27 protein-coding genes and 1 pseudogene are annotated in these 26,335 nt (G+C 41.4%); 13 read left to right on the top strand and 15 right to left on the bottom strand.

The annotated features are described in order from the left end of the window. Positions 1-575: pseudogene (locus B092_RS15025) on the bottom strand (transposase); the annotation flags it as partial. A 147-nt stretch (positions 576-722) separates the two neighbouring features. On the opposite strand from B092_RS15025, the gene B092_RS13765 reads away from it, so the two are divergent. From B092_RS13765 to B092_RS0105250, 4 genes are all read left to right on the top strand, one after another. After that, on the top strand, positions 723-911 hold the full coding sequence (locus tag B092_RS13765; RefSeq protein WP_018574207.1) for a type II toxin-antitoxin system Phd/YefM family antitoxin: 189 nt from the start codon (positions 723-725) through the stop codon (positions 909-911). After that, complete coding sequence (locus B092_RS13760) at positions 901-1,107, top strand: type II toxin-antitoxin system RelE family toxin (RefSeq protein ID WP_018574206.1); 207 nt, start codon at positions 901-903, stop codon at positions 1,105-1,107. Before B092_RS13765 ends, B092_RS13760 begins: the two co-directional genes overlap by 11 nt. Positions 1,108-1,394: 287 nt before the next feature. Further along, positions 1,395-2,327, top strand: coding sequence for a DUF808 domain-containing protein (locus tag B092_RS0105255; protein WP_018574205.1), 933 nt, complete (start codon positions 1,395-1,397; stop codon positions 2,325-2,327). A 168-nt stretch (positions 2,328-2,495) separates the two neighbouring features. Then, positions 2,496-3,680 carry a cytochrome P450 gene (locus tag B092_RS0105250; protein ID WP_018574204.1) on the top strand — a complete coding sequence of 395 codons (1,185 nt, stop codon included), beginning with the start codon at positions 2,496-2,498 and terminating at the stop codon, positions 3,678-3,680. A gap of 67 nt (positions 3,681-3,747) precedes the next feature. Here the strand turns inward: B092_RS0105250 and B092_RS0105245 are convergent, their stop codons facing one another. Beyond that, entirely contained in the window at positions 3,748-4,350 is a 603-nt protein-coding gene (locus tag B092_RS0105245; protein WP_018574203.1) for a hypothetical protein, read from the bottom strand. A gap of 257 nt (positions 4,351-4,607) precedes the next feature. After that, positions 4,608-4,865 carry a translation initiation factor IF-1 gene (gene infA, locus B092_RS0105240; RefSeq protein WP_018574202.1) on the bottom strand — a complete coding sequence of 86 codons (258 nt, stop codon included), beginning with the start codon at positions 4,863-4,865 and terminating at the stop codon, positions 4,608-4,610. A gap of 461 nt (positions 4,866-5,326) precedes the next feature. Between infA and B092_RS0105235 the strand changes: the two genes are divergently transcribed. From B092_RS0105235 to B092_RS0105225, 3 genes are all read left to right on the top strand, one after another. After that, the gene (locus B092_RS0105235) at positions 5,327-5,698 is read left to right on the top strand and encodes a GtrA family protein (RefSeq protein ID WP_018574201.1); all 372 of its coding nucleotides are present in this window, start codon (positions 5,327-5,329) and stop codon (positions 5,696-5,698) included. 24 nt (positions 5,699-5,722) lie between these two features. Beyond that, positions 5,723-6,733: an acyltransferase gene (locus tag B092_RS15020; RefSeq protein ID WP_026253621.1), complete on the top strand. Its 1,011-nt coding sequence runs from the start codon at positions 5,723-5,725 to the stop codon at positions 6,731-6,733. Positions 6,734-6,817: 84 nt separating this feature from the next. Next, positions 6,818-7,144 carry a tetratricopeptide repeat protein gene (locus B092_RS0105225; RefSeq protein WP_018574199.1) on the top strand — a complete coding sequence of 109 codons (327 nt, stop codon included), beginning with the start codon at positions 6,818-6,820 and terminating at the stop codon, positions 7,142-7,144. Between the two features lie 45 nt (positions 7,145-7,189). On the opposite strand, the gene B092_RS0105220 is transcribed toward B092_RS0105225, so the two are convergent. After that, on the bottom strand, positions 7,190-9,769 hold the full coding sequence (locus tag B092_RS0105220) for a DUF3772 domain-containing protein (protein WP_018574198.1): 2,580 nt from the start codon (positions 9,767-9,769) through the stop codon (positions 7,190-7,192). 167 nt (positions 9,770-9,936) lie between these two features. Here B092_RS0105220 and B092_RS0105215 point away from each other — a divergent pair, with 167 nt between their 5' ends. Together B092_RS0105215 and B092_RS0105210 are read left to right on the top strand one after the other, a co-directional pair. Beyond that, a complete protein-coding gene (locus B092_RS0105215) occupies positions 9,937-10,392 on the top strand; it encodes a copper resistance protein NlpE (RefSeq protein ID WP_018574197.1) in 456 nt (151 codons plus the stop codon). Positions 10,393-10,487: 95 nt separating this feature from the next. After that, positions 10,488-10,691, top strand: coding sequence for a dodecin (locus B092_RS0105210; protein WP_018574196.1), 204 nt, complete (start codon positions 10,488-10,490; stop codon positions 10,689-10,691). A gap of 137 nt (positions 10,692-10,828) precedes the next feature. Here B092_RS0105210 and B092_RS0105205 read toward each other — a convergent pair whose 3' ends face one another. Together B092_RS0105205 and B092_RS0105200 are read right to left on the bottom strand one after the other, a co-directional pair. Continuing rightward, on the bottom strand, positions 10,829-12,847 hold the full coding sequence (locus B092_RS0105205; RefSeq protein ID WP_018574195.1) for a BCCT family transporter: 2,019 nt from the start codon (positions 12,845-12,847) through the stop codon (positions 10,829-10,831). Between the two features lie 237 nt (positions 12,848-13,084). Then, complete coding sequence (locus tag B092_RS0105200; RefSeq protein WP_018574194.1) at positions 13,085-14,203, bottom strand: LPS O-antigen chain length determinant protein WzzB; 1,119 nt, start codon at positions 14,201-14,203, stop codon at positions 13,085-13,087. 466 nt (positions 14,204-14,669) lie between these two features. Between B092_RS0105200 and B092_RS0105195 the strand changes: the two genes are divergently transcribed. The 3 genes from B092_RS0105195 to B092_RS16005 are packed head-to-tail and all read left to right on the top strand — an operon-like array spanning position 14,670 to position 17,533. Next, positions 14,670-15,959, top strand: coding sequence for an SLC13 family permease (locus B092_RS0105195; RefSeq protein WP_018574193.1), 1,290 nt, complete (start codon positions 14,670-14,672; stop codon positions 15,957-15,959). After that, positions 15,960-16,769 carry an amidohydrolase family protein gene (locus tag B092_RS0105190; protein ID WP_018574192.1) on the top strand — a complete coding sequence of 270 codons (810 nt, stop codon included), beginning with the start codon at positions 15,960-15,962 and terminating at the stop codon, positions 16,767-16,769. A gap of 17 nt (positions 16,770-16,786) precedes the next feature. Next, positions 16,787-17,533 carry a GntR family transcriptional regulator gene (locus B092_RS16005; RefSeq protein WP_018574191.1) on the top strand — a complete coding sequence of 249 codons (747 nt, stop codon included), beginning with the start codon at positions 16,787-16,789 and terminating at the stop codon, positions 17,531-17,533. 62 nt (positions 17,534-17,595) lie between these two features. Here the strand turns inward: B092_RS16005 and B092_RS0105180 are convergent, their stop codons facing one another. The 8 genes from B092_RS0105180 to lhpI form a co-directional block, all read right to left on the bottom strand. Beyond that, complete coding sequence (locus B092_RS0105180) at positions 17,596-17,907, bottom strand: Dabb family protein (protein WP_018574190.1); 312 nt, start codon at positions 17,905-17,907, stop codon at positions 17,596-17,598. 32 nt (positions 17,908-17,939) lie between these two features. Beyond that, a complete protein-coding gene (locus B092_RS0105175) occupies positions 17,940-19,220 on the bottom strand; it encodes a TRAP transporter large permease subunit (protein WP_018574189.1) in 1,281 nt (426 codons plus the stop codon). Continuing rightward, complete coding sequence (locus B092_RS0105170; RefSeq protein ID WP_026253618.1) at positions 19,221-19,733, bottom strand: TRAP transporter small permease; 513 nt, start codon at positions 19,731-19,733, stop codon at positions 19,221-19,223. It abuts the gene before it with no gap. A 114-nt stretch (positions 19,734-19,847) separates the two neighbouring features. Further along, positions 19,848-20,858: a TRAP transporter substrate-binding protein gene (locus B092_RS0105165; protein ID WP_018574187.1), complete on the bottom strand. Its 1,011-nt coding sequence runs from the start codon at positions 20,856-20,858 to the stop codon at positions 19,848-19,850. A gap of 37 nt (positions 20,859-20,895) precedes the next feature. Beyond that, positions 20,896-21,294: a cupin domain-containing protein gene (locus B092_RS0105160; protein ID WP_018574186.1), complete on the bottom strand. Its 399-nt coding sequence runs from the start codon at positions 21,292-21,294 to the stop codon at positions 20,896-20,898. A 40-nt stretch (positions 21,295-21,334) separates the two neighbouring features. Next, a complete protein-coding gene (locus B092_RS0105155; RefSeq protein ID WP_018574185.1) occupies positions 21,335-22,246 on the bottom strand; it encodes a fumarylacetoacetate hydrolase family protein in 912 nt (303 codons plus the stop codon). A gap of 7 nt (positions 22,247-22,253) precedes the next feature. After that, positions 22,254-22,940 carry a GntR family transcriptional regulator gene (locus tag B092_RS0105150; RefSeq protein WP_018574184.1) on the bottom strand — a complete coding sequence of 229 codons (687 nt, stop codon included), beginning with the start codon at positions 22,938-22,940 and terminating at the stop codon, positions 22,254-22,256. A 240-nt stretch (positions 22,941-23,180) separates the two neighbouring features. Next, positions 23,181-24,122, bottom strand: a complete 942-nt coding sequence (gene lhpI / locus B092_RS0105145) for a bifunctional Delta(1)-pyrroline-2-carboxylate/Delta(1)-piperideine-2-carboxylate reductase (RefSeq protein WP_018574183.1) — start codon at positions 24,120-24,122, stop codon at positions 23,181-23,183. A gap of 78 nt (positions 24,123-24,200) precedes the next feature. On the opposite strand from lhpI, the gene B092_RS0105140 reads away from it, so the two are divergent. Then, on the top strand, positions 24,201-24,815 hold the full coding sequence (locus tag B092_RS0105140) for a helix-turn-helix domain-containing protein (RefSeq protein ID WP_083907465.1): 615 nt from the start codon (positions 24,201-24,203) through the stop codon (positions 24,813-24,815). A 12-nt stretch (positions 24,816-24,827) separates the two neighbouring features. Here the strand turns inward: B092_RS0105140 and B092_RS0105135 are convergent, their stop codons facing one another. Further along, positions 24,828-26,132 carry an MFS transporter gene (locus tag B092_RS0105135; RefSeq protein ID WP_018574181.1) on the bottom strand — a complete coding sequence of 435 codons (1,305 nt, stop codon included), beginning with the start codon at positions 26,130-26,132 and terminating at the stop codon, positions 24,828-24,830. Positions 26,133-26,335: the final 203 nt, after the last annotated feature.

Genomic DNA, 26,335 nt, shown 5'->3' with positions numbered 1-26,335 from the left:
GACAAGGCGTTTTTTTGGTTTGATACGCAAGTTCAACTCTAACTCACGATAGATTCGATACACTCGTTTGTGATTCCATTTAAAGCCTTTAATGTTACGTAAATACAGAAAACATAGGCCAAAGCCCCAGTTGCGTTGAGCGGTAGTCAATCGAATCAACCAGTCAGCAATGACCTCGTTCTCATCGGCTTGTCTAGGCTGGTAGTAATAGCAGCTCTGGCTGATGCTAAATACTCCACATGCCACTCGTATACTCACTCTAAATTGCGTGACTGCGCGTTGCGCCATCTCTTTGCGTCGAGATGGCGTTACCACTTTTTTTCGATGGCCTCGCGAGCGATCTCAGCCTTCAGACGCTCTTCGGCATACATCTTTTTAAGACGCTGATTCTCCGCTTCAAGCTCTTTAAGGCGAGACATCATGGAGGCATCCATGCCACCGTATTTAGCACGCCACTTGTAGAACGTGGCGCTGCTCATGCCATGCTCTCGGCACAGCTCCGGCACTGGCGTACCGGCTTCGGCTTGTTTAAGAATCGCCATAATTTGGCTGTCAGTATATCGTGATCTCTTCATTGAATTTCCTTTATAAGAAATTCTACTTCTAATTGCTATGGTTTTGTGGGAGGATTACCGTCTTTAAGGTGTTAAGGAGATTTTCATGTCAATTCGTCAAATTTATGCTGTTAATTCAACTAGTATTAGTGAATTAAAAAAAATCCGATGGCTGTAATCAATCAAGCAGAAGGATTTCCAGTAGCTGTATTAAATCGTAATCGGCCTGTTTTTTACTGTGTTCCTGCCGATGCCTATGAGGCTTTAATGGATAAACTCGAAGATATGGAGCTAGCTGAAATTGTTAGACAACGTGAAAGCTCAGCAGACATTGAGGTTTCTCTAGATGAACTATAAGTTGCTTTTTAAAGTTGAAGCTGAAAAAGAATGGAGTAAGCTCGATTTTACAATAAAGCGACAATTTAAAAACAAGTTAGTGGAGTGCTTAAAAAATCCTTATACACCTTCTGTAAGATTAAATGGAATGAAAAATTGCTATAAGAATGGCGGTTTTGTACTGCTCCAGTATAAATCTGCTCATGCCTTAGTTTGATATGATGGAGAAAATTTGACCATGAGTACAGAGATGAAGTCAGCGAGGCGTTAGCGGCATAAGGGGAGCAGAAAGTGCAGGGTCATTACACACTTGCATTAGCAAGTGGGCTGTATTTAGTTGTCTTCATCTTGCATATTCTTTCTTTATCTCACCGCTCAATTTCATTAACGAGCTTCTTACTGTTTGCAAATTATCTTCTAACAATAAGTAAGTACAATTTCTTACTTTTGTTTAATATCAACGCCTTATAATTAGCCATTAACGACTTCTAATGAGTATAAGCCATGGCTTTTGCTAGTTTATTTACTTTGCTGGATGATGTCACTACCGTACTTGATGACGTCGCTGCGATGACAAAGGTAGCAGCCAAGAAAACTGCAGGAATAGTGGGCGATGATTTAGCGGTTAATGCCAATCAGTTGACCGGTATATCGGCTAAACGCGAATTGCCGGTGATATGGGAGGTAACCAAAGGCTCATTCAAAAACAAAGCCGTTATTATCCCCGCTGCATTATTGATTTCTTATTTTTTTCCAATCCTGATCACTATACTTTTGATGATTGGTGGTGCTTATTTGTCATTTGAAGGCATGGAAAAAGTAATACATCACGTTAAAGGGCGCCGAGAAGCTCACCAGCTAGAGCCGAATGTGGAAAATCATTCGCTAGGCAAGACACACACAGAAACAGCAGTAGATTCAACAAAAGATGAGCGCACTAAAATTAATGGCGCCATACGTACTGATTTTATTTTATCTGCTGAGATAATTATTATTGCCATGGGTGTTGTGGCAACAATGAGTATTTTGCCTAAGACAATGGTCATGATTGCAATTGGTGTCGGGATTACAGTGCTAGTATATGGATTTGTCTCGCTAATCATAAAGCTTGATGACATAGGTCTATGGCTGATGCAAAAAGAATCGCGCTATTACAAAAAAATAGGTCGTGGCATGATTGCTTTTATGCCTCATTTAATGCGTGGGTTGGCCATTATAGGGGCGATAGCCATGTTTTTAGTTGGCGGTGGCATTTTTACTCATAATTGGCCATGGCTGCATGGACTAATTGCCAGCTTATCAATTGATTCTACCTTTCTCACCATGTTGATCGATTTGTTTTTAGGGATGTTGGTAGGTATGGTTGTTTACTTGCTAGTATTACCATTTATGAATTTAAAACGGGCCGAGCCTTCCAGGCTTACATTAGAGCAGTAGGTATTTCTTAGTATTATTTGCTTAGACATCGCTAGACGAAATCGGAGGGCGTTTGCTTTTCACCGATTTTTTATATTACTTGACAAAAACACTATGTCATTGACGCTCATCAAGGTCGTCAGATAGAGAGTATGCTATTTTGAGTAAGAACTCAAAGGAGTAATAGCAATGAGTAATAATGAAAAACTTTCGGATGATGTCTACCAAGCATCCATTTCTTCAGAGCCTATCGCTGCCTACGATAAGATTAGGCGTGCCTGTCCCGTGAAGCACGATAGTCATTTGCATTGGGCATTGTTTAAGCATGCTGATGTGTTGTCCGTGATTAATGATCATGATACGTTTAGCAGTGTGGTCTCTAAGCATGTTTCAGTACCTAATGGTATGGATCCGCCAGAGCATACCGTTTATCGTCAATTAATCGATCCTTATTTCAATGAAGAGCGGATGGCAGCATTTGAGCATTCCTGTCAGAAAATCGCCGATACCTTAGTACAAAACGCACCTAAAAATACAGAATTTGATCTGATTGAACACTTTGCGCGTGTCTATGCAGTACAGGTTCAATGTGCTTTTTTGGGATGGCCTGAATCATTACAGGAGCCATTAACTCAGTGGGTACGTAAGAACCATCGTGCTACCTTGGCACAGGATCGGCCGGCAATGTCAGAGATTGCACTTGAGTTTGACGGTTTTATTCGCGAGTTATTAAATACTCGTCGTGCAGACGGTCAAGATGCACCTGATGATTTGACGACAGCGCTGATGCAAGAAACCGTCGATGGTCAGGTGTTGGCAGATGAGATTATTGTCAGTATTTTGCGTAATTGGACGGTTGGTGAGTTAGGCACGATTGCCGCTTGTGTCGGTATTGTTGTAAAGTATTTAGCAGATCATCCGGAGTTACAGCAGAAATTGCGTGAGCAACCAGCGTTATTAGATGATTCTATTGATGAGATACTGCGTATCCATCCTCCACTCATTTCAAACCGTCGCGTGACTACCAAAGAAGTTTCACTTGGTGGTGAGACCATTGGGGCAAATCAACGACTAACTATACTTTGGGCATCTGCTAACCGCGATGAAGCCGTTTTTGGCGACCCCGACGAGTTTTGTCCTGAGCGTAATGGTGAGCATAACTTACTCTATGGTGCAGGCATTCACTATTGCCCAGGTGCGCCTTTAGCGAGATTAGTGCTACGCCTAGTGATTGGTGCTTTATTGCGTGATACGCAAGGCTTTTTGTTGAGTCCTAATCATGAAGCAGTGCATGCAAAGTACCCGGCTGGCGGTTTTGATTTGTTGCCGATTACGTTAGTGGCAGGAAGTTGTTGTGGTGGCTGTAGCGGATAGTTTTGGCACATACCTAAAAATGGCATATGAATGACCTGTTAACTCGCTCATATGCCATGGATGACTACTAGTCCTGTACAATTGAATATTCACTGATCCTTGCGACTAATTCAGGCAGATTGTAGTTTTTATTGACTACAAACTCAGCGAGTCTGCCATAACTTTTTATCTTAGGGCAAAACTCTTCCACTACGTGGTAGCGTGGACGTAGCGTATAGTCATCAAACAAGATGATTGCGCCGGGTTTTGCACAGAGCAGACTATAGAGGAAGCAGGCGACACGAAAGCGACCATCAATCATAATGAGATCTACGTCAAGATTTTTGTTGTTGGCTACTTTCCATGGTGTGACCATATAGTTATGGTAATTTTTAATACCGTCATCGTTGACCGGTTTGCCCCAATTACTGATGGTACCGATATTACAGTAAAGTAAGTCTGCGTTTGTCGAACCATTTAGACTCTTCTTAATGGCTTGAGTCCAATCCTTTGAAGAATCGACAGAAATAATATGCTTAGCGCCTAAGTTATGTGCTCGTAATGTACTACCGCCTGAACCGTATTCCAGGTAACAATTGGAGTTTAAGACATAGCGTTCAAAAATGGCTAATCCATCCTTGCTGAGATGGGGTGAGAGATTGTCACGTTCGAACTTTTGTACTTTAGTCAAAACAATTCCTTCAAAAACTAAAACCCTGCAATTGATTCGTTTTATTCTATTGGCTGCAGAGAACTTTATATTTATACCATGTCATTTTGACAAGACTAATACAAAATAAATAAATAATTCGTATTAATGGTAACTGGATGTTATTGACTAAGCTTAAGTGTTGCGTTGAAATTAGGAAATTGGGGAGGTGTCAGATTCTCCTCTTGTGGTGGAGGAGAGCTGTCTTGGTCATGAATAGCTTGTGTGGTTATAAACGACTATGATTTCTTGCCAAAGTTTTTGTTTGATGAGCGCTTAGGAAGATGGCGATAGGTGATACGGCCCTTATCAAGGTCATAAGGTGATAGCTCTAGGGAGACCTCATCACCCGCTAAAATACGGATACGGTGTCTGCGCATTTTGCCACCGGTATAAGCGATGAGAGGGTGGCCATTGTCTAGCGTGACACGAAAGCGAGCATCAGGTAGTACTTCAGTAACTAAACCTTTCATTTCGATTAATGCTTCTTTTGACATAGTTTCTCCTGTAAAATTTTTAAAAGACATAGCAAAGCAAAGACGCTACTTAGCGAAGTAGTTCTTGGGTGCTAGGGCGTAGCGAGTTGAACGGATACTAAAACGACGTAGTATTCCCAAAAGGGAAGATGTATGAAGTGCTTGAAAAGCAATCAAGCCTTAGTGCGCTTTAAGTAGAAACTCTACTTAAAGAATGTGGTAGGAGCTAGGTACCATGTATCCGAAGGTTAGTCACATGGGTGACAATAGATTAGTATAGCATACCCGCTCATAAAGTGCTAATTAGGGATTTGACCAAGTGAGTGGACACATTAGCCTGAGCGTCTTGAGGTGATTTTGGATGTTCTTATATTAGATATCGTTCGCCCTATGATATAATTTAGTCAAATATTTTCACACTAGTTGTCATCGTCATGACATATGCTCTTAGGAATTAGGGGCTAACAACAAGAATACGCCTGATGTATAGATCGATCTTCGGCTTGTTTAGCAGATATGTCAGCATAAGCCTCCTTAATACCGTGGTGCACTGGTCGGTATTTTTCTTTTTGCTATATGGTGCTACGCTAAATCAGGCGTGGAGCAATTTTATTGCTTATATGTTCGCCCTCACGTTTTCTTTTTATGCCAATGCAAGATTCACTTTCAAGGCAAAAATTAGCAAGCGTCGTTATGTGTCATTTGTATCATTTATGGCCGTTTTGAGCGTTGTGATGGGCAATATAGCTGATGAGATGGCGCTGGCACCGTTAGTGACGATGGTCGTCTTTTCATTTATCAGCCTGGTGATCGGTTTTTCTTATTCTCATTTGATCGTTTATCGAGAAAGATAGGAGTAGCGAGGTGAGCGCTCAATTATGTACTTCTTGGACAATGCGCGGGTAGTTGCCATATTGGCGGTTATTACACTCCATGTGTCTGGAGAGTTCCTACCCTATAACGACATAATAGACAGTGATTGGTGGTTTAGGCATTTTTTTGAATCTGCGACTCGATGGTGCGTACCGGTTTTTGTCATGATTAGCGGTGCCTTACTTTTGGACCCGAACAAGCAAGAAAGTACTAAAGTTTTTTATAAAAAACGCTTAAACAGGATAGGGGTACCACTAGTTTTCTGGAGTGTGTTCTTTTTAAGTTGGACGGCGTTAAGGCAGTGGTCGAGCTGGGGATATGTCGATTTTAGCCTATTGCTCGACAACCTATTATCGGGGGAGCCATATTATCACCTGTGGTATCTCTACATGCTTGTTTGTCTGTATCTCTTTACTCCCTTATTAAGGATGATAGTTAAACGGTGCAATCGACAACAGCTCGTCTTGATTACCTTTATTTTATTTGTTCTTGCCGCGCTTAATACATTCATTGATGCTTTTTTTGTCAGCCATACTGATGTCTTTGTTTTTTGGTTTTTAAGCTTTGTTCCGTATTTTATGGCGGGCTATCTCGTCAGAACGGATGATAATCAGTACCGTTTGTCTTTGTTATTGGCTGTATTCGTCGGGTCGATCATCATCACTGTGTTGGCGTGTTTTATCAGACTGTACTTTTTTGAAATGGATGTGGGGCAATATATTTACAGATATTTGAGCGTGACAATGATCCCGATGTCGCTGAGTATCTTGTATTTATTTAAAAGCATAGACGGTGTCTTGATTTCAAAAGCAATTAACAAAAAAATAGCGTCGCTTGTATTTGCTATTTATTTAGTTCATCCTTTTTTTATTGATATTTTATTTGCACTGTCTCATCAGTATGGCGTGTCTGTCAGTTTGGGGTTTATCTTAGTAAGTATTTTAGTCGTGTTGATCGTGTCGCTGCTAACTGCATTTGTTTTCTCTCGTGTGCCCTTGTTAAAAAGAACGATTTAATGCGCAGTCCCATATAGGGGGATGATTGCAATTTAAGATGGCTTGTCTACAATTGAGTGTGTTAAACAACATAGAGGTGATGTGATGGGACCGTTAATTGAGCGTTTAGAAAATATGTTGGCATCGGGTAATGACAACCTGCTCTTGCGATACAGCCTTGGCAAAGCCTATGCCGAACAAGAGGCATACGACCAAGCAATTGCCCATCTTGAGCAAGCAGTTAAATTTGACCCCTTGCATTCGAGCTCTTGGTTCTGGTTAGGCCGAATTCATTATGAACATGGCAAACTGGATGCAGCTGAAGAAAAGCTTAACAAGGCAGTTGAGGTAGCCACGGAAAAAGGTGATATTCAAACCGTGAAAATGGCTCAAGTTTTTTTGCGCAGAGTGGCAAAAGCCAGGGGTAGCTGAGTTTTGCCACTGCGCTGCTTGTCATATTCACTAAATCACTAAATACTAACTTTTAAACATGTCCACTTGATTTGTTGTTGGTGGCGATGACTGCTGCATTGCTGTATTAATTTGATTAATATGCACCGGATTAATCAAGGTGATTTCTGCTTGATGTAAACGATCAAGGATCTCAAATAATAACTCTGTACGTACTTGACCAACTAGGCGTGGGCTCGGTACATAGCAGGTGGCTGATAGGGTTAGACTACCGCCATCGACACTGTCTAAACGGATAAATGGAGCCATCTCGTCAAGCACTAATTCGTGTTCACCAAAGACCTCAAGAATCATGTCGGATACGATACGAGGATTGGTACTAATAGGTAAAGACAGCGTGATTTTTACACGACCTTCACTTTTATCCAAGGTCATATTGCGTACGGCTTTGGTAATAAATTCTGAGTTTGGCACAATAAGTGTCGAGCGATCAAATAATTGAATTTCTGTGGCGCGAATATTGATGCGTTTAATATCGCCATCGTCATTACCAACCACCACCCAATCACCGACTTTGACCGGGCGCTCAGTTAATAAAATGAGACCTGAAATAAAGTTTTGTACAATCGACTGCAAACCAAAACCGATACCGACGGATAGAGCACTGGCGACCCATGTTATTTTGTCAAAACTTAGTCCCATCGAGCCTAAGCTTAGGGCGATGACCGCGACGCCACCTAAGTAGCCTGACATAGTTGAAATGCTTGACTGCACACCAGTCTCTAGTTTGGTGTTGGGGAAATACTTTGTCTCAAGCCATGATTTAAACAGTCGAATAACCCAGAAACCTAGCAAAAAGATAGCAATTGCACTGATAATGCCGCTCGTGGTTAGGGCAAAGGTGTTTTGAGTAACTAAGGTGTTTAGGATGTTGGACACCTGAGCAAATTCAGTGATGTTAGTCCCAAAGGGCAGGAGCAGGATTTTAATCAAGGCGTACATCAATAGCACCTTGCTAATCGCGGACAAAATCACAATGAATTGATTCAGGACGTTTTCACTAAATTCATAGCTTGTGATTAGGTATTTTCCTATCAAGGCCTGTGAACCGAATAATGCTTGGTAGGCATCGTCAGTTAGCTTCCAAGCGATATAGAAGCTTGCAGAGACCAACACCGTCCAAACCAGTTGATTAACCATAAAAGAGCCGAGACTGACGTAACCGGTTAGGGTGATGATGGTAGCAAGTAAAGCAAAGAACCAGGATAAGCCAATTAAGGAGAGCAGCCAGATTGGGAAAAGGGTGTGCTTGCCGCTATTAACCGTCTGATGAGCTGCTGCCTGTGATGTAGCATCGTGTGACGAGCCGGAAGCATTATCTACCGACTGATCGCCATTGCTCTGTGCCGTGTGTTTGTCTTTTTTTCTACGTACACGACCATAGGATAAGCGTGAGAAAAAAGTTAGTGACCATAAACAAAGCAGTAGTGTGAAGATGGTTTTTATATTTACTTCACTAATAAAATCGAGTTCTATGTAGTTGCCGGTACTAAGCATCACTTGATAAACGAGCGAGATGATCATCAGCAATACAGGGAAACGGCGTAAATTATAGGCCTCTTCAAAGCTTAATTTAAGCAATCGCCAGCTATCATGTTTGATGCATAGGATGGCTTCTCCCAGCCCATAAATAAATGCTGAAAATAATATGCTATAAAAAATCTGTCGTAAGAAAAGTTTAAATTCCACGCTTAATATATCGTGCCAATTGAGTCCTGCGTAAAACACTAAACAGACAATAGCAAAGGCAAGGATTCTAAACAGCACTTTGGAGAGGGCAAAGAAAGAACGCCGAGCGCGCCCGGTGGGGATGACTCTAACTAAAAAGAGATTGAGCATTTGATTCAGGAAGCGATTGGCAAATACAAAAACAAGCGCACTAAAGATCAGTCCAATCATTAATGGCCAGCGATTTGCTGGGCTCACGGCCAGCTTGCTAATATCCGTTAATTCACTTTTGAATGCTTGCAGACGCGTGATGTCTGCCGGTAATGATTGACGCCAATTACTCCAAAACATAGGGTTTAAAATGCTGCGTACTTGTAAAGAAAGCTCATCTTTAAAGCGCTGTCGGCGTTCGGCGACGAGGAGTTTACTTTTTTCTTCCGCTTCACTAATAATTAATATTAAATGTTTGCGTTGGGCATCGAGTCGTGCGTGCTCCTTTTGTAAGGCATCGCGTTGCTCTGCAATGAATAAAGTTTCCGGTCCCTCGACTGGACCAGGTTCAGGTGCAGCCACTTCTTCGGGAGCTTGCTCGGCGGGTTGTGGGTCAGCGGGATCACTTGTTGGGGCTGTCGCCGGTTGGCTGATGCTGCTCAGCTTTTGTTCTAGCTCAACGACCTGTTGAGTTACCTGACTTAGTAGTACATCGGCACGTTGCTTAATTTGGTTGAGCTCGGCGTTCAATCGCTGCAAATCATTGTTATCTTTGCTCGTTACCGGAATGTCTTTTAATTGACGCTGTAATTGCTCAATCGTGACCGCTTCAGCTTCATCAGCGCTTTTTGCAATCGATGTTGATGGCAAAAAAACACTAAACACTAAGGCTAATAAAAAAGCAAAGATGGGAGTAAGAGTACGCATGACGTCTTTTTGCAAAAAGTTAAGCAATAGAGAGTATTTTATTATATTCATTTGAGAGCCACTGTCACACTAGCTAAAACGCTAAGAATGGGAAAATCATTATTGAACTCGCAAGTTGTGATTGTTATGATAATCGTATGTTCATAATCAATTATTGGTTTTTTAAGATGAAAAAAATACTATCCGTTGTGTGCCTTTCTTTGTTATTGGCTGCGTGTCATTCTACTTCAGATGAAGTGACTCATCGTCCTGTTGTTAACCAGCAAACTCAGACGATGGTGCCGGACCATCATACGGCGCAAAATTCCTTGGATTGGGCAGGGGTGTATGAAGGACTTTTCCCTTGCGCTGATTGTGAGGGTATTCAAACTAAATTGACTTTAACTAGTGATGGCCAGTACACGTTTGATCAGCACTATCTAAAAAATAACCAAGCATTAAGTCCGCGCACAGTGAGCGGTCAATTTGCTTTTGATCCGCAGCAACCGTCACTTATCCGTTTGGATGAGCATGCTGATAACTACACATTTTTCGTTGGTGAAAATTTTGTTGAGCTACGTGATACTCAGACAGGTGAGAAGCTTTCAGACGTCTTAAATTATTCGCTTAAAAAGATTCAGTAGCTTTTAATTGGTTGCGCTGTGGTATAGCGATACTTGTTTAGCCTATGCAAAAAGCTTAAGATGAAAGTTCATTGTTCAAAAAGGAGGTGCTTGTTATGAGTCATACCTATAAGCAAATAGAAATTGTCGGTTCATCCACCACCACGATGGAGGATGCGGTTAACTCGGCGATTGCCAAGGCAAGCGAGACGATCCGCAATATTCAGTGGTTTGAGGTGATTGAAACGCGCGGTCATGTCAGTGATGGTAAGGTGGCTTATTGGCAAGTCACGGTAAAATTAGGATTTACCTTGGAGTAGTCAGGTGATGTGGTCGCGCTGTCAGCTAGTGTGATCAAAGAATAGAGTCTGATAGGCTTTATAGGTGGTGGTAATAAAATGTGTTATTACCACCGTTTTTTTATGCCTATACCCTCAATGGTTTTCAGAAAATCGTGCTATTCCTTAGCATTGACATCAGGAACCGTCTCATTGTCATACGCCATATGTAGGAAGTGGCGATGGCGTTCGTACTGGTCGAGGATATCAGCGATGACGCCTTCTTTTGTCCAACCCATGATGTCATAGTCTTGTCCGCCTTCGATTAAGTAGACCTCGGCACGGTAATATATTTCGTTATCAGGTCGTTTAATATCGTCTGAGGTAAGGGTTGGGCGGTTTTCCGCAATGGGACGTACACCATAGCTAAAGTCCTGATACTCACCGTGATGGGCAACGTTTAAGACCCAACCGCCCGAGTTGCCATCTTCAGCCGACGTTTCTTTGTTGACTTCCGTATCAAAACCTAAGCTTTTTAATTCTTCAGCCACTGCCAGCATGGCAGGGGAGACGATACGATTAATGTAGCGTACGACTTGATCCTGCTGTGGTAAAACGACTAAATTGTGCAAACGCTTTTGCCAGTCCTGTTCTTGGGCTAAAGGCTGAGAGCGAGCGATTGTTTGGAAGCGAATACGACGTTTGGTCGCTTCATTTTTCAATGCTTTGAACAGACCATAAATCGCAATTAGCAAGATAATAGAGAAGGGCAAAGCACTAGCGATGGTCGCCGTTTGTAAAGCTTGTAAACCATCGGCCAGCAATAAAGCGATCGCAACGACACCTGTTAGCGTGGACCAAAAGATACGCTGCCAGACAGGAGAGGGCATATTTTCTTTGGAGGATAAGATGTCCAGCACCAAGGCACCGGAGTCAGCGGATGTCACAAAGAAAATAACGATCATGAATATGGCCAAAATAGAAGTGATCGTGCTAATGGGCATTTTCTCTAAGAAAACAAACAGCGCTTGGCTGACGTCATTTTGCACAACTACCCCAAACTCAGATAGACCATCCACTAAAATATAATAGATGGCGGTATCACCAAATACGGTCATCCAAAGTAGGGTAAAGCCTGCCGGCACTAATAATACACCGGAGACAAACTGACGAATCGTGCGGCCACGTGAAATACGTGCGATAAATAAGCCCACAAAAGGTGACCAAGAAATCCACCAACCCCAGTAGAATAAAGTCCATCCACCAATCCAGTCATTGGGCTGATAGGCGTAGAGATTGAAGGTGGCGGTGATGATGTTGGATAAATAATTGCCCGTGTTTTGAATAAAGGCCTGGAAAATAAATACAGTTGGGCCTAAGACCAGCACAAATAAAAGGAGCAAGACGCCGAGACCTAGATTGAACTCTGACAGTATTTTAATCCCTCTGTCGAGACCACTGGAGACCGAAATGGTAGCTAGACCGCAAGCAATAATAATCAGTACGATTTGTACGTTGGTGCTAACCGATAAATCAACTAAATAATTTAGTCCGCTATTGATTTGTGCTACTCCAAAACCGAGTGATGTGGCGACTCCAAAAACGGTTCCAATCACAGCAAAGGTATCGACAGATTGACCAATAGGCCCGTGAATACGCTCACCAATCATGGGGTAAAGTGCTGAACTTAGTCTCAGTGGAAGACCGTGTCGATAGCAGAAGAAGGCCAGTATTAAACCCACAATGGCGTAAATCGCCCAAGCATGTAGACCCCAATGGAAGAAGGTGATGCTCATGGCATCTTGTGCTGCTTGAACTGTACCACCTGCACCGATTGGCGGGCTGAGGTAGTGCATGACAGGCTCTGCCACGCCAAAGAACATAAGACCAATGCCCATCCCTGTTGAAAACAGCATGGCGAACCAAGTGTAGTCTTTAAAATCAGGTATGGAATGATCGGGTCCCAGCTTAATATCACCATATTTACTAAGGGCTAAATAGACAATACTAATTAAAATAATGGCTACCGTTAGGATATAGAACCAACTAACATGCCCAAGAATCCAGTCTTGGATACTGCCAAACAGTTGTTGTGAAAAGTCGGGAGCGAACGCAGCCAGAGCTACTAGAAGTAAGATAAGCGCGGCTGCCGGGAAAAATACGGGTGGGTTAATTGTTGCTTTCTGATAAGCCTTCATTGTTTTTGGCCTTATTAAAAATTGAACAATGCATGGAGTGTAGCAGAGTTAGAGTTGGGAAGCCAAGTCGCTCAGTGTGCCTGTGTGATGGATTTTACACCGTCATTGCTTAAAATTAAAGCAAATTGTAGCGAGCCAAGGGGGCTCGGCCAACAAACGAATGCAATAACCCCGAGCAGCGCCCGGGGTTATTGTATTTATATCATCGCGTTGAACGTAGCGGTATTAGTTTTTATTCTATGATAGTGTTGTTTGCCTATTTCTAAACGCCGCAAGAATCAGAACAATAAGACAGGCTATTATTCCGCCAACCAAACCACCGATGACCGCTATTTGTGCACGTTTAGGTGATAAGCGCTTAGGCGGTAAAGTAGGTCGCAGCAAGTAGTTAAAAGATTCAAAGGTAGGCTGTTCGTTTAAGAGTGGCTCTAGCGCTTCAATTTCATATTGAAGACGATAATAAGATGCTGGATAAATGATAGGTGTATTTTGAGTCACATCAACAAGGGCTTCTAAAACCTCCTCCCCCTGCAAGTACAGTTGTTCCGCATTCGAGTTAATTTCGAAAACGACATTGTTACTAGAGTCACTACGACCTAGTAGGGCACCTGAGGCACTCTTAATACCCGCTTTTTGAGCGGTGAGAAGCGCCTCACTGTATCTCTTGACAGCAACTTGACGCTGATTATTTAAATCACGCTCAATGTCGGCGATTTTTTGCTGACGTATTTTAATTTGAGCTTCTAAGCTATTAGTAAATTCTTGTTGAGAAATTTCAGTTGCTACGCGGTTAATATTACTAATATAGCCGCTTAAAATATGTTGTGCTCTTTCAGCGGAGTCAGCAACAAAAGAAAGGGTATAGTCTGTGGTTAGTGTTTGCTCTTTATCATCAGGGAGCCTTACCGAAAGATTTTGACTTAGATTATCGAGTATCACTCCAGCATTTGTGTCTTCGTTTTCCATCAGCTCTTGGAAAAGACTTGTCTTTCTTAGGTAGTCATATTTCTCATCGCTATCCGCGGCAGTATAGAGAAAAGTTCTAAATGCTCGATTCATTAGTGCACTTACATCGACATCCGAACTATTATCAGTAATACGCTGCACTGAGCGACTCATTTCAATGAGCTCGGTGGTATTAGATAAGCGTGGTGCGACAACTCTAGCGGTTGAGCGCCATTCCTCTTTCATCAATAGCGATAAACCATAAGCACCTAAGAAGCCGATGGCAGCGATGAGTATGATCAATAGCTTGCCTTTCCATAGCGTGTGCAATAAATCTAACAGATCAATTTCATCGCTTGAATGTGGTGTGTGCTGTGTCGCTGCTTGAGATGTACTATCATGCCGAACCATATTAGAAGTCCCAATAATAAAGGTTTAATCAGATTTCTTATTTTAAAGCTATGTATTGTATAACGGCTTAGTAAATTGCAGTATCAATTTTATTTTATTCCCAAATTCAATTAATTCATCATAATAAATCCACAGAACCATCGTTGCCGGGGCTCCGCAAAAGTATGGGAGGTGATTAGTGTGGTTCATAGTCCACAAAGCATGATTGCTGAGGTCGGGTGGGTGCGACCGTATTTTTCTTTTAATCCTTGATTAAAAATTCACTTAGCGTATGAGCAGTCAATCTACTTGCGGGATGATAGCGGGCTTGGATGGATGTGTTGGGTTTTGTGTTGGTTATCTAACTGATAATACGATATTTGATTTTAATTAAAAAACTCAAAACAATAGGTATTTACCCTTTTAAATAGATATAAACATATAGATGATTAGATGATAAGATGTGTTTGTTCTAAAAGGAGTTATTATGACCTTAATTATTATGATTGCTATCCTATTAGCGATAGCGATTGGCTATAAGACCAAAATCAATATCGGATTGTTTGCTATTGTATTTGCCTATTTAATAGGTAGCTTCGGACTGGATTTAACCGCTTCGCAAGTGGTGAATTTCTGGCCTATTAAAATATTTTTTATTATTTTTGCGGTGACCTTGTTTTATAACGTTGCCATGGTCAATGGCGCGCTGGAGAAATTAGCCAGTCATTTACTGTATGCATGCAGAAATTTTCCTATTTTCTTACCTCTGGCTATTTTTGCTTCAGCGACCGTGATTGCTGCATTAGGCGCCGGTTTTTATACCGTGTTAGCTTTTATGGCACCCATGACGTTATTGCTTTGTCAGAAAACGGGGATGAGTAAGATCATTGGTGGTATGGCTGTTAACTATGGTGCGCTGGCGGGGGCTAACTTTATGACCTCTCAGAGCGGTGTTATTTTCCGCGGTATTATGGAAGGGGTTGGGGTCGAATCTGCACAGGCCTTTACAAATTCTACGGTTATTTTTGTAACTACCTTAATTGTTCCTATTGTGGTGATAGGCAGTTATCTGTTGTTTAATCATAAAAAGCTAAATATCAATATTACGGCTGAAAAACCTGCTCCGTTTGACCCTAAACAAAAGCAGTCATTGATATTGATTATCACGCTGATGGTAGTGGTGCTGATTATCCCTATTTTGAACCTTATCATGCCGCATAATCACTTAATTGCTTTCTTAAATTCGAAGGTGGATATCGGCTTTATGGCGATTATTTTCGCAGTGATTAGCTTATTATTAAAATTGGCCGATGAGAAAAAAGTGGTTGCAATGGTACCTTGGGGCACGCTCATCATGATCTGTGGCGTCGGTATGCTGATTGAGGTGGCTATTCAAGCCGGTGTGATCAATGAACTGTCTGACTGGGTTTCTACTACTATTCCGTTCTGGGTTATTCCTGTCGCGATGTGTGTGATCGGCGCGTTTATGTCTTTATTTGCCAGTACCTTAGGCGTAGTGACACCCGCTTTATTCCCAATTGTGCCTGCGATTGCAGTTGCCACGGGCTACAATCCAACCGTTTTGTTTGTATGTATTGTGGTGGGCGCGCAGGCCTCAGCGATTTCTCCTTTTTCCTCAGGGGGCAGCTTGATTTTAGGCTCTACACCTCAAGGTGTGAATCAATCTCAATTATTTAACGATCTACTTTTCCGTGCTGTACCTCTCGGTTTTATCGCTGCGTTGCTTGCGGCAGTTATTGTTCAAGGAGTACTGTAAATGAAACAAGTCGATACTCATGCTCATATTTTTAATGCCGATGTTCCGGTCGTTGAGGGGGCGCGTTATCGTCCTGCTCAAAGCGCATCAGTAGAAAGTTATGTACAGCATTTAGATCAATATGGTTTTGATTACGGGGTGCTGATTCAACCGAGTTTTTTAGGGTATGACAATAGCCAAATGTTGGCAGCGATTGCGGCCTACCCAGATCGCTTAAAGGGCATAGCCGTTGTGCCGGTTGACAGTGAATTAGCTGCTCTGCAATCTCTAAAAGAACAAGGGATTGTAGGGGTTCGCTTAAATCTATTTGGCAAAGATATTCCTGATTTAAGACAAGCTGAATGGCAGTTGTTTTTAAACCATCTCACTCAACTTGATTGGCAGCTTGAACTACATTGCCCACCATCGTATTTAGTTGTCATGATGCCAGCGCTACAAGATTTTTCAGGACCTATTGTGCTGGATCATTTTGCTCGCGTAGACCCAGAAAAAAGCGTCGAGGATCCAGACTATCAGACGGTATTAAAGCACTTGGATCCGAGCCGATATTGGGTCAAGGTTTCAGCTTTTTACCGCTTAGGCTCAGGAAAAGCAGCCATGGAAAATGCAGAAAAAGCGTTTAAACTATTACTAGCGCATGGTATGGAAGATCGTCTGGTTTGGGGTAGTGACTGGCCGCATACACAGCATGAGGAGCAGGTGAGCTATAATTCAAACGTCGAATTTTTGCAATCGATGGTTCAGGATCCTATCTTAAAACAAAAGATTTTGAGCCAAAATGCTCTGTCTTTATTTAGACTAGAAGCCTAACTTATTATGTACACCCTATGGCGTTTTATTCCTCAGTTTCTGCTGCTGCGCTAGAGCAACTCAACTTGCCGCTCTATGAGCGTATTCGTATCAATATACAAACCCGCTTAGTAGAGCAGGGGTGGGACCCTGCTCAAGCGATTCCTACCGAGCAGATGCTGGCTCAAGAGTATCAGGTTTCAATCGGTACCATACGCAAAGCAATTGAGCGTTTGGTCCAAGAGGGACTGTTATATAAAGCGCAAGGTCGAGGAACGTTTATTAGGCAGCCGGACTTCAAGGATTCTTTACTTCGCTTTTTTCGATATCGAGATCAGGAGGGCAAGCAGACAATTCCCACCGGTGTGGTTAAGTCCATCAAAAAAGTTGCGCCTATTAAAACGATTAATAATCACTTGAAACTGGCTGACCACATGGAGCTTATCCAGTTACGTCGTCTGCGGTTAGTCGGCAGTAACGTCGTTTTAAGCGAGCAAATTTGGCTCCCTGAGTCCAAATTTGCTCCACTTCTACGCTTTGCCCCTCATGAATTTGGAAATTTACTCTATCCTTTTTATTATCAGCACTGTGGACAATTCATATTGTCAGCTAAAGAAACCTTGTCCTTTACTTCAGAGCAAGAAGATGAGGACTTAAATGCTCATCAAGGGGACTTGCTGGTTAACATAGAGCGCATTGCCTATAACCTTGAGAACCAACCGGTTGAGTATCGAGTTTCTTTGGGACAACCAGAAAATTTTAAGTATGAGTTGAGGATTACTTAGTGGGGATGTTGGGTGTTTGAACGTTGATTGTGGATAGTGAATGTGGCCCATCACAGCAATTATCAACTTTCACAAATTACTTTTTGAATCTCACCATCATAAACCACCATTGATTCAATGTATTCTGCCATATAGGCTTTCATCTCTTGATGAGTTGGATGGCTTTGATAAGCATCATGCTGTGCACTTGTTGTGAAGACTGAAGTGGTTGCATGAGTGTAACCATTAGAACGATTGGATTTGTTATCTCCGAAGTTATACACGATAACGCCAGGACATGTTGCTTGGATTTGCTTAACAAATGCATCAACTGTTAGGAAGAATTCTTGATCTGCTTTGTTGTTGAATTTTAGTAGCACAATATGAAGAAACATGTTCTGGCTTTATATAACAAACGGTGTAACAGCTATTTAGTTAGCCAGTGAAATGGCGTCATAATTAACTCTGGAAATAATATTAAAAGTAATAAAGTGGTGATTTGGGCTAATAGGAAAGGCCAAACCCCCACAATAATGTCTATCATTTTAATTTTGGAAACGCCCGCAACGACGTTAAGCACAGCGCCTACTGGCGGAGTAACCAAACCAATTGAACAAGCAATCATAAAGATAATGCCAAAATAAACTGGATCAATTCCGGCTGCGATAACCGCTGGTAATAATACGGGAAGCAGGATTAAGATAATTGGTACCATATCCATCGCCGTACCGATCACAATAATTAAACCCACGATAACTAGCATCAATAGGGTCGGGCTGTCTTTGATCGGTTCAATTAGCTCAGTTACTTGTTCCGGTAATCCAGCGATAGTAATCATCCAACCAGAAACCAGAGCGGCAGCTACTAAGAACATAACCATGGCGGTCATTTTGGCGGAATCTAAAAAAACCAAATACAAATTTTCTAGTTTTAACTCTCGATATACTAAGACGGAGATGAGTAGTGCATAAACTGCAGCGATAACGCCAGCTTCGGTAGGTGTAAAAACGCCAAACCGTAGACCGACAATGATGATTACCGGCAAGAATAAAGCCCAAATGCCTTCACGTAATGCTTTAAAAATTTCTGAAAACTCTGCTTTAGGGAGACGCTCTGAGTTATCCTTTCTTGCGACAAAATACCAAGCGATACATAAAGACAGACCAAGATAAATGCCAGGCATGATTCCGGCAATAAATAAGCCGGTAATTGAAATTCCTCCAGTAACACCGATTAATACTAGTCCAATTGAGGGGGGAATCACTAATGCAATAATGCCTGAGGTAGCGACTAAGCCACCTGACTTGGATTTGCTATGCCCAGCCCTCATCATCATTGGCACCAAGAGAGCAGATAATGCAGCGGCATCTGCTGCCGCTGAGCCGGAGAGACTGGCAAGAATACAAGCGGCCAAGATAGTGACATAACCAAGTCCACCTTTGATATGACCTACTAATAGTATTGCTAAATTAACGATGCGCTGCGATAGACCACCAGCATTCATAATGGCGCCGGCAAGCATAAAGAAAGGCACTGCCATGAGAGGAAAGCTGTCAGCACCATTAATAAGGTTTTGTGCAATGACTTGTGTTTGGAAAAAGTCTAAGTGAAACATTAAGGCGACAGCAGTCAGTATCAAGGCATAAGCTACCGGTAGACCAATAGCAAGTCCTAGAAGTAGGACGGAAACAAATAATAATATGGTCATTTACTCAGCTCCTAAGCTTGCTTTTGTCATCACTGAGTCAATATCGGCACTTGGCGTTTTAATCAGACAATAGAGTTGGTACAAAAGTACAAAAAAAGTTGATACAGCAAAGATGATGCCAACACCGAACAACCAACTCTGAGAGATACCACTCGCAGGAGCTAAAGCGTCAAGATTAAGCATGGTTTGCTCAATGCTGCCATCCAGGATTAAAACAGTAAGAACCAGCATGATGAGCTTAGAGAGGATTAATAATGCTTTTTTTACAGGGCGAGAGACTTTTTGAAGAAAAATATCAACGCCGAGGTGTGCATTTTCATGTAAAACAAGGATGGCACCAAGAAAAATCAACCATACAAATGCCCATCTGGATAATTCTTCAGAAATTGCTAAGCCTGAGTTAAATACGTATCGCATGACTACGTTAGTAAAGACCATTATGACCATGACAACTAAACAGCTGACAATCGATACCTTTAGTAGTTTGAAATAGAGATTGGTTATTTTTTGCATGTAAGTATTTATTTAGTGAGATTTAGGACAATTTTTATTTTTAATTAGATGGCTAGAATCTCTAACGTGCTGCTTTATTTTTGAAGAAAAGAAAGCAGCACAAAAAAGATAGAGTTATTGATTACGAATTTTTTCAATTGTTGAATATGCTTTTTCAACAAGCTCTTTGCCGATTTCTTCTTTATACTTTTCAGTGACACTAGCAGTTGCTTCAATTAAACGTTGCTTTTCTGCGTCGTCAAAACGGTCGAGTTGTAAGCCAGCATCAACCAACTCTTGCTCAACTTTTTTACTCATGTCACGGCTAACTTCTCTATGAATGGCTTGTCCTTCTTGGCAAGCTTCATAGAAAACTTGTTTTTCTTCATCAGAGAAGCGATCCCATAAGCGCTTGTTGGTCATTACAATAGCAGGTAAGTAAACATGATTAGTTTCTGTGACGTATTTTTGAGCTTCATGGAAACCGCTTGTTTTAGTAACTACATATGAGCTTTCTTGACCATCAATTGCCTTGCTTTCTAGTGCAGTAAAGGTTTCTGGATAAGGTAACGGGAGTGGATTAGCACCTAAGGCTTTAAAAGTGTCAATATAAAGTCTGTTTTGTAAAGTGCGAATTTTTAAACCCTGAAAGTCTTCAAGTTTTTTGATTGGGTGTTTACTGTTCGTGACTTGTCTAAAACCGTAGTCCCAATAACATAAGCCGACGAGATTCTTGCTTTCTAGTTTTTGTAGTAGTTCTTTACCCACATCTCCGTCAACAAGCGCATCACCTTCTTCGATTGAGTTAAATAAGAAAGGTAGATCGAAGATACCGAACTCTTTTACGATACCGCCTATGCCGGCCGTAGAAACGACGGCAATATCGATTACACCACCTTGGGTTGAAGAAATGGACTGAATTTCATTACCTAATTGGGCATCAGAGTATTCTTTGATTTTAAACTTACCTTGCGTCTTTTCATTGGCAACTTCGATAAATTTGTTTGCGGCAGTACCGATGGGATCTGATTTGCTCATTGGGTGGCTTAATTTCATGCTTCTTTCTTTAAATTCAGCATGAGCGGCGCCACCTGTTAAAGATAGGCCAAGAATGACAAAAGCAGTGAGTTTTTTTAGCGTCATCATAAGTGTCTCCTGATTGTTTGGATGTGGGGGTTATTTATTACTTAAGTTCTTGCCCAGCTAATTTGCCGTCAAGGAATTTATTGGGTTTTAAGAAAAAACAGATGACAAGAGCGCCATTTGGCGAGTGCGCAATGTGTCGATTGCCGCTGGGACGCCAAACAAACTGTCCTTCTAAGGCTTCACCTTCATCATCAACAATGCTGCCACTGAGTACGTAGGTTTGTTCAATCTCGACATGTTCATGTAGTGGAAGAGTGGTACCAGGCTCCCATCGGAAGAGAGCTGTTAATAGCCCTGTTTCTGGTTGTTCCAAAAGAATTTTCATATCAATTCCTTTGGTAGGAGTTGGTTTCCACGGTAGGGCATCAACATCGATATATCTTGATAAGGTGTCACTTACGTTTGACGCATTCGTTTTGTTTTGTTGGTTTTGCATTTTGTTCTCCTAAGCTAAGGAATTAATTTGAAAGGAGGGTTTAGTCCACAATGGTATTTCGTAGCGTGCCAATACCCTCAATCGTGGCTTCAATGACGTCACCGACTTCTAAACAGGCAGGTGGTTTCATGGCGAAGCCTACGCCTTTTGGAGTTCCAGTGGCTATGATGTCACCCGGTTCTAGCGTCATGCCGACAGAAAGTTGTTCAATTACGTCTTGAATTTTGAAAATCATGCCACTGGTCGAATCTTCTTGCCTCAACTCATCGTTAACCTTGAGGGTAATGTTGAGATTGTTTGCATCAACAATGGCCGAACTATGTGTAATCACAGGACCCATTGGGCAAGTAGAATCTAAACCTTTGCCCTTGAACCATTGGCCATGTTTTTGTTGAAGATTACGAGCCGTGATGTCATTTATAATGGTGTAACCGAAAACATAATCTAAAGCTTCCTCAGCCGGAATATTTTTTCCTCGTTTGGCGATCACAATTGCTAATTCTGCTTCATAGTCTAAATTGTCAGTTAGAGAGGCGTAGCGTGGGATCTCAGCACCATGGGCTGTAATTGTGGTTGGTGGTTTTGTAAAAAACTCAATAGCTTTAGGAAAGGTTTCTGCTGGTACGCCGCGGGCGATGTTACCTTCGATAATGTGGTCACGATAATTTCTACCAACACAAAAGACGTTTTTGGTTAAGCTAAGAGGAGGAAGAATTTCAAGCGAACTCAACTCCAATAAAGGGTATTTATCTATATCATGAGCAACTTTGTTTTGGATAAAAGTCAGCGCCCTCTCGCCTAACTTGATTAATTCAGAAACATTTGTCGGTGTTTGTGTAAAACCATGCGTTTTATCTTCATCAAATAAACGACTTAAATTAATGACTTTATCAGAATCGCTTAGTAGTCCTAATTGTGTTTGATTGTTTAGTAAAAAACTTAGAAATTTCATATTATTCCTATTTGAGAATGTCTAATAAAGTGGATTGATTTTTAAGATTTTGGAGAGCAATTCGAATTTGTCTGACGTGTTGTCGAGCTAATTTTTCAGCAAGATCGGCATTTCGGTTGTCCATGGCCTCAATCATTTGCATATGCTCTTTCAAAGAGTCTTCTCTTCGATGAAGTTTTTTAATGGTTTTTCTTTTATGAGAGATGATTCGGTGGCCAAAAGAGTGCCAAATTTTTTCAAGTAACTGATTGCCAGCTAATGACATAATTTCTTTGTGAAAATCCACATTTGATTGAGCGTAAGCGGCATCGTCGAGATTTTTATTAGTCTCTTCATTTAAATAAGGTAAGAAGATATTGCGCAATCTCTCAATGTCACGTTGTGATGCATTTAAAGTAGCTTCATGAATAGCAAAACCTTCGAGAACTTCTCGTATTTGAAGCCATTCATAATACTCTTCGTCAGTAACGGGTATTAAGAGGGCACCTTTTCCTGGGCGCAAAGAAATCATGCCAGTACTTTCAAGTCTGATTAGTGCTTCTCTAACAGGCGTACGACTTACGCCAAGCTGCTCGGCTAGCTCTTCTTCTCTTACTCGTGTCGGCTCAGTAATTTCTTGCATCATGCTGTGCAAAAGCTCGTTGACGTTGTCAAATATGATTTGGTTAGATGTTTTTTTATTTGATACTTTCATTTTGTATACAATTCATTAAATATGTATATCAAATGATATCTTTGTATATTAAAATAAAAAATTAGGGAAACTACTAGTATTCGATTTAGTTGCTTTAACAGAGATTTATCACTTGCCTCGGTCTTTACTGGAGCATTAAGCTTTCGATAAATATGTTCATTGTTTTAAAAATAAAGATAAAAATAAAAACGCCGTTTAGTTTGAAGCTAACCGGCGTTTGTCAGTTTAGTTTGTCTTAATTTAAAATGATTGAGTATTTTGTTCATAAATTAAAACCGCTGCAGCGAGATCTTCGCCAGCGCTACCCACGGCTTTAAAAATGGTGATTTCTTTTTTGTCTTTACGACCGGGATGAAGCTGCTTGCAAAGCTCTGAAAGTTCTGCAAGCACGTCTTCTGTTTTAAATTTCTCATCGTTGATCGCTTCAAGCAGGTCGCCTGATTTCATGAGCGCTTCGTCGGTGTCGATAAAAACGGAAGTGTCTTCAAATAAATCGCTATCACTTTCTCGCATATTGGGCCTAAAGCTACCAATTAGATCGACGTGAGTGCCAGGTTGCACCCAACGGCGTAGGATTAAAGGTTGACTTGAAAGGGTAGCGCAGCTGACAATGTCGTTATTTTTAACGGCTTCTTCTAAATCAGTGACTGCACTAGCCTTAAAACCGTCGTCTATAAGCTGTTTTGCAAGTGCTTCAGCACGCGTATGGGTTGGGTTCCAAATTTGTACTTGTTTAATGTCTCTGATCGCAGCATAAGCATAGGCTAACTCTTTAGCGACGTTGCCGGCACCTACAATTAAAAGCTTAGTTGCATCTGGACGTGCTAGATAATCAGCAGCTAGCGCAGAGGCAGCGGCAGTACGACGGCAAGTAATGACATTACCATCCATAATAGCGAGCGGTTCGCCTGAGTCGTTATCGTATAAATTATAAGTTGAGTAAAGGCCTTGTTTTTGATGCCTTTTTGCATTGTTTGGATAAATCAGAACATGCTTAATGCCTAAGTAATCCTCTTGCCAGGCGGGCATAATTAAAAGACTCGCGTCTTTATCTCGACTATCCAGTGGATGAATGTGACGTAGAGGAATAGTGTATTGCGCGATAAACATATTTTTAATAGCGGCAATTAATTCTGGGTAGGGAAGACCGGCGATAGTGTCTTTTGTATTGAAAATTTTCATGTAAAACTCCTTGAGTAATTAATTTAAATCGGCGCGGTATAATGAGGTCATTCTTTAAATCTGAAATTGATAGTTTTTATGCGAACTGATTCCTTGTTAGACTCTCAGGATAATGACTCGATTAGTAATCGATTAGGGTTGCGCGTCAGATCGTTTAGAAAGAAACAGGGTTTGACCCTAGTCCAATTAAGCAAAAAAACAAATATTTCTGTTTCGACACTCTCTAAAATTGAAAATCATCTGTTGTCACCTACCTATGAGCGTTTAATAGATTTGGCTCAAGGTTTAGGTATTCATGTTTCTGAATTATTTGACGTATCCTCAGGTGAACAGCAAGTCTCAGGACGCCTGACGGTGACTCGCAAAGGCGAGGGGCGTATCCATGATACCGAGCAATATACCTACGAAATGCTCTGTACCCAGTTGGCCTCAAAGCGGATGTTTCCTATCTATGCAACCATTAAAGCGCATGACTCGGTTAAATTAACAGAATATCAATCTCATGAGGGTGAGGAGTTCCTCCATGTTCTTGACGGTAGCATCACCTTATACACAGAATTCTATGAGGCCATTGTATTAAATTCGGGGGATAGTTGCTATTTAGACAGTCAGATGGCTCACCTCATCGTGGCTAATGATGAGGATGCGCATATTATTTGGGTAGCTTCACATCCGACCATTGCATCAACCTAATTTCAGATGTAATTAAAGTGATGAAGGATCATCATCTTCATCCAATTGCTGTTTATTGGTAGCGCTCACACTGGCAATAGCAATGAGTGAGATAGCGCCCGTTAAAATAATATAAATTGCAATTGGTACATAGGAGCGACTAAACTCATTCAGTAATAATGTTGCTACTAAGGGGGCGGTTCCACCAGCTAAGGCTGCACCAATTTGGTAACCTAGGCTAATACCAGTGTATCTGACATTACTTTTAAAAATCTCAGAAAACATCGTGCCCAAGACAGCTGTAATCGGTGCCCAGATTACACCTAAGCCAATCACCGTGGCGAATATTAATGTTAATACCGACTTTTGTTCTAATAGCCAAAAATAAGGAAAGGCATAGAGCATCATTAAAACCGTTCCTGTGATGTACAAACGCTTTCTGCCTATGCGGTCAGATAAAATTCCCATCAAAGGAATTAGTAAAGTCGTTATGATGGTAGCGATGGTAACTGCGTTAAGGACGTTGGTTCGCGTAAATTGTAAGTCCTGAGTGGCGTAGTAAACAACGAATGTCGACATAATATAAAAAGGTGCCGTTTCAACAAACTTGGCACCAACGGCAATTAGCACTTCGCGTTTATGGTTTTTGAGAGTTTCAAATAAAGGCACTGCGACTACCTTGCCTTCAGCTTGATTCTTCTTAAATGAGGGGGTTTCATCGATGCCTTTGCGAATCCATAAGCCGATAAAAACCAAAATGGTGCTAGCAATAAAGGGTACGCGCCAACCCCATGACATAAATGCTTGATCGGGTAATTGGCTCATAAGCGTTAATGCTAGAGTAGCTAAAAGCATACCAATAGTGACGCCCATTTGTGGCACGCTTCCAAAAAGACCGCGGAGGTGTCTTGGTGCGTATTCCACGGCCAAGAGCATAGCACCTCCCCATTCCCCACCGATTCCTAGGCCTTGAATTAGTCTTAAGGTCACCATAATGATCGGAGCTGCGATACCAATCGCTTCATAAGTTGGTAAGATTCCCATTAATGCAGTAGCAATTCCCATCAAAGAAAGAGTTAAGACTAGGGTGCGTTTTCTGCCGAGTTTATCCCCGATGTGGCTAAAAATTATTCCTCCAAAAGGTCTAATAAAAAATGACAAACTAAATGATGCAAAAGCTAGCATCGTACTGACAGTGGGATCGTCTGTCGGGAAATAGAGTTGATTAAAAACGAGAGCAGCCACCGTTCCATATAAAAAATAGTCAAACCATTCGATAGAACTACCAATTAAACTGGCAAGCAAGACGCGAATGGAGACCTTGTTATTATTCATCATATCTGGGTTCCTAGACAATAAGAAGAAATTAGAAGTTTTCTAATTGAATAATAATTTTATTAAACGAAAATTATTACTGGGAATAACCCTAGGAACATGAATTGTGTCTTCAGTAAAAGATCAGATACTTCAAAAATTTAGAAGAACAAAAAATAAAGTTTATATTTATAATAATTTAATTTTTTCGACATAAAATAAGTAAA

The organism is Oligella ureolytica DSM 18253 (assembly GCF_000373745.1).
Lineage (GTDB): Bacteria > Pseudomonadota > Gammaproteobacteria > Burkholderiales > Burkholderiaceae_B > Oligella > Oligella ureolytica.
Note: the sequence above shows the minus strand (reverse complement) of the source record. Positions and strands in the feature narration are given on the sequence as shown.

What these genes read in the sequence shown, in the direction of transcription:
- B092_RS16005 (WP_018574191.1), top strand. Translation starts at nt 16,787, where the DNA reads ATGGCGTTTTATTCCTCAGTTTCTGCTGCTGCGCTAGAGCAACTCAAC.
- B092_RS0105140 (WP_083907465.1), top strand. Translation starts at nt 24,201, where the DNA reads ATGCGAACTGATTCCTTGTTAGACTCTCAGGATAATGACTCGATTAGT.
- B092_RS13760 (WP_018574206.1), top strand. Translation starts at nt 901, where the DNA reads ATGAACTATAAGTTGCTTTTTAAAGTTGAAGCTGAAAAAGAATGGAGT.
- B092_RS0105250 (WP_018574204.1), top strand. Translation starts at nt 2,496, where the DNA reads ATGAGTAATAATGAAAAACTTTCGGATGATGTCTACCAAGCATCCATT.
- B092_RS0105215 (WP_018574197.1), top strand. Translation starts at nt 9,937, where the DNA reads ATGAAAAAAATACTATCCGTTGTGTGCCTTTCTTTGTTATTGGCTGCG.
- B092_RS0105210 (WP_018574196.1), top strand. Translation starts at nt 10,488, where the DNA reads ATGAGTCATACCTATAAGCAAATAGAAATTGTCGGTTCATCCACCACC.
- B092_RS0105205 (WP_018574195.1), bottom strand. Translation starts at nt 12,847, where the DNA reads ATGAAGGCTTATCAGAAAGCAACAATTAACCCACCCGTATTTTTCCCG.
- B092_RS0105150 (WP_018574184.1), bottom strand. Translation starts at nt 22,940, where the DNA reads ATGAAAGTATCAAATAAAAAAACATCTAACCAAATCATATTTGACAAC.
- B092_RS0105225 (WP_018574199.1), top strand. Translation starts at nt 6,818, where the DNA reads ATGGGACCGTTAATTGAGCGTTTAGAAAATATGTTGGCATCGGGTAAT.
- B092_RS0105190 (WP_018574192.1), top strand. Translation starts at nt 15,960, where the DNA reads ATGAAACAAGTCGATACTCATGCTCATATTTTTAATGCCGATGTTCCG.
- B092_RS0105170 (WP_026253618.1), bottom strand. Translation starts at nt 19,733, where the DNA reads ATGCAAAAAATAACCAATCTCTATTTCAAACTACTAAAGGTATCGATT.
- B092_RS0105180 (WP_018574190.1), bottom strand. Translation starts at nt 17,907, where the DNA reads ATGTTTCTTCATATTGTGCTACTAAAATTCAACAACAAAGCAGATCAA.
- B092_RS15020 (WP_026253621.1), top strand. Translation starts at nt 5,723, where the DNA reads ATGTACTTCTTGGACAATGCGCGGGTAGTTGCCATATTGGCGGTTATT.
- B092_RS0105255 (WP_018574205.1), top strand. Translation starts at nt 1,395, where the DNA reads ATGGCTTTTGCTAGTTTATTTACTTTGCTGGATGATGTCACTACCGTA.
- B092_RS0105160 (WP_018574186.1), bottom strand. Translation starts at nt 21,294, where the DNA reads ATGCAAAACCAACAAAACAAAACGAATGCGTCAAACGTAAGTGACACC.
- lhpI (WP_018574183.1), bottom strand. Translation starts at nt 24,122, where the DNA reads ATGAAAATTTTCAATACAAAAGACACTATCGCCGGTCTTCCCTACCCA.
- B092_RS0105235 (WP_018574201.1), top strand. Translation starts at nt 5,327, where the DNA reads ATGTATAGATCGATCTTCGGCTTGTTTAGCAGATATGTCAGCATAAGC.
- B092_RS0105135 (WP_018574181.1), bottom strand. Translation starts at nt 26,132, where the DNA reads ATGATGAATAATAACAAGGTCTCCATTCGCGTCTTGCTTGCCAGTTTA.
- B092_RS0105155 (WP_018574185.1), bottom strand. Translation starts at nt 22,246, where the DNA reads ATGAAATTTCTAAGTTTTTTACTAAACAATCAAACACAATTAGGACTA.
- B092_RS0105200 (WP_018574194.1), bottom strand. Translation starts at nt 14,203, where the DNA reads ATGGTTCGGCATGATAGTACATCTCAAGCAGCGACACAGCACACACCA.
- B092_RS0105165 (WP_018574187.1), bottom strand. Translation starts at nt 20,858, where the DNA reads ATGATGACGCTAAAAAAACTCACTGCTTTTGTCATTCTTGGCCTATCT.
- B092_RS0105175 (WP_018574189.1), bottom strand. Translation starts at nt 19,220, where the DNA reads ATGACCATATTATTATTTGTTTCCGTCCTACTTCTAGGACTTGCTATT.
- B092_RS0105220 (WP_018574198.1), bottom strand. Translation starts at nt 9,769, where the DNA reads ATGCGTACTCTTACTCCCATCTTTGCTTTTTTATTAGCCTTAGTGTTT.
- infA (WP_018574202.1), bottom strand. Translation starts at nt 4,865, where the DNA reads ATGTCAAAAGAAGCATTAATCGAAATGAAAGGTTTAGTTACTGAAGTA.
- B092_RS13765 (WP_018574207.1), top strand. Translation starts at nt 723, where the DNA reads ATGGCTGTAATCAATCAAGCAGAAGGATTTCCAGTAGCTGTATTAAAT.
- B092_RS0105195 (WP_018574193.1), top strand. Translation starts at nt 14,670, where the DNA reads ATGACCTTAATTATTATGATTGCTATCCTATTAGCGATAGCGATTGGC.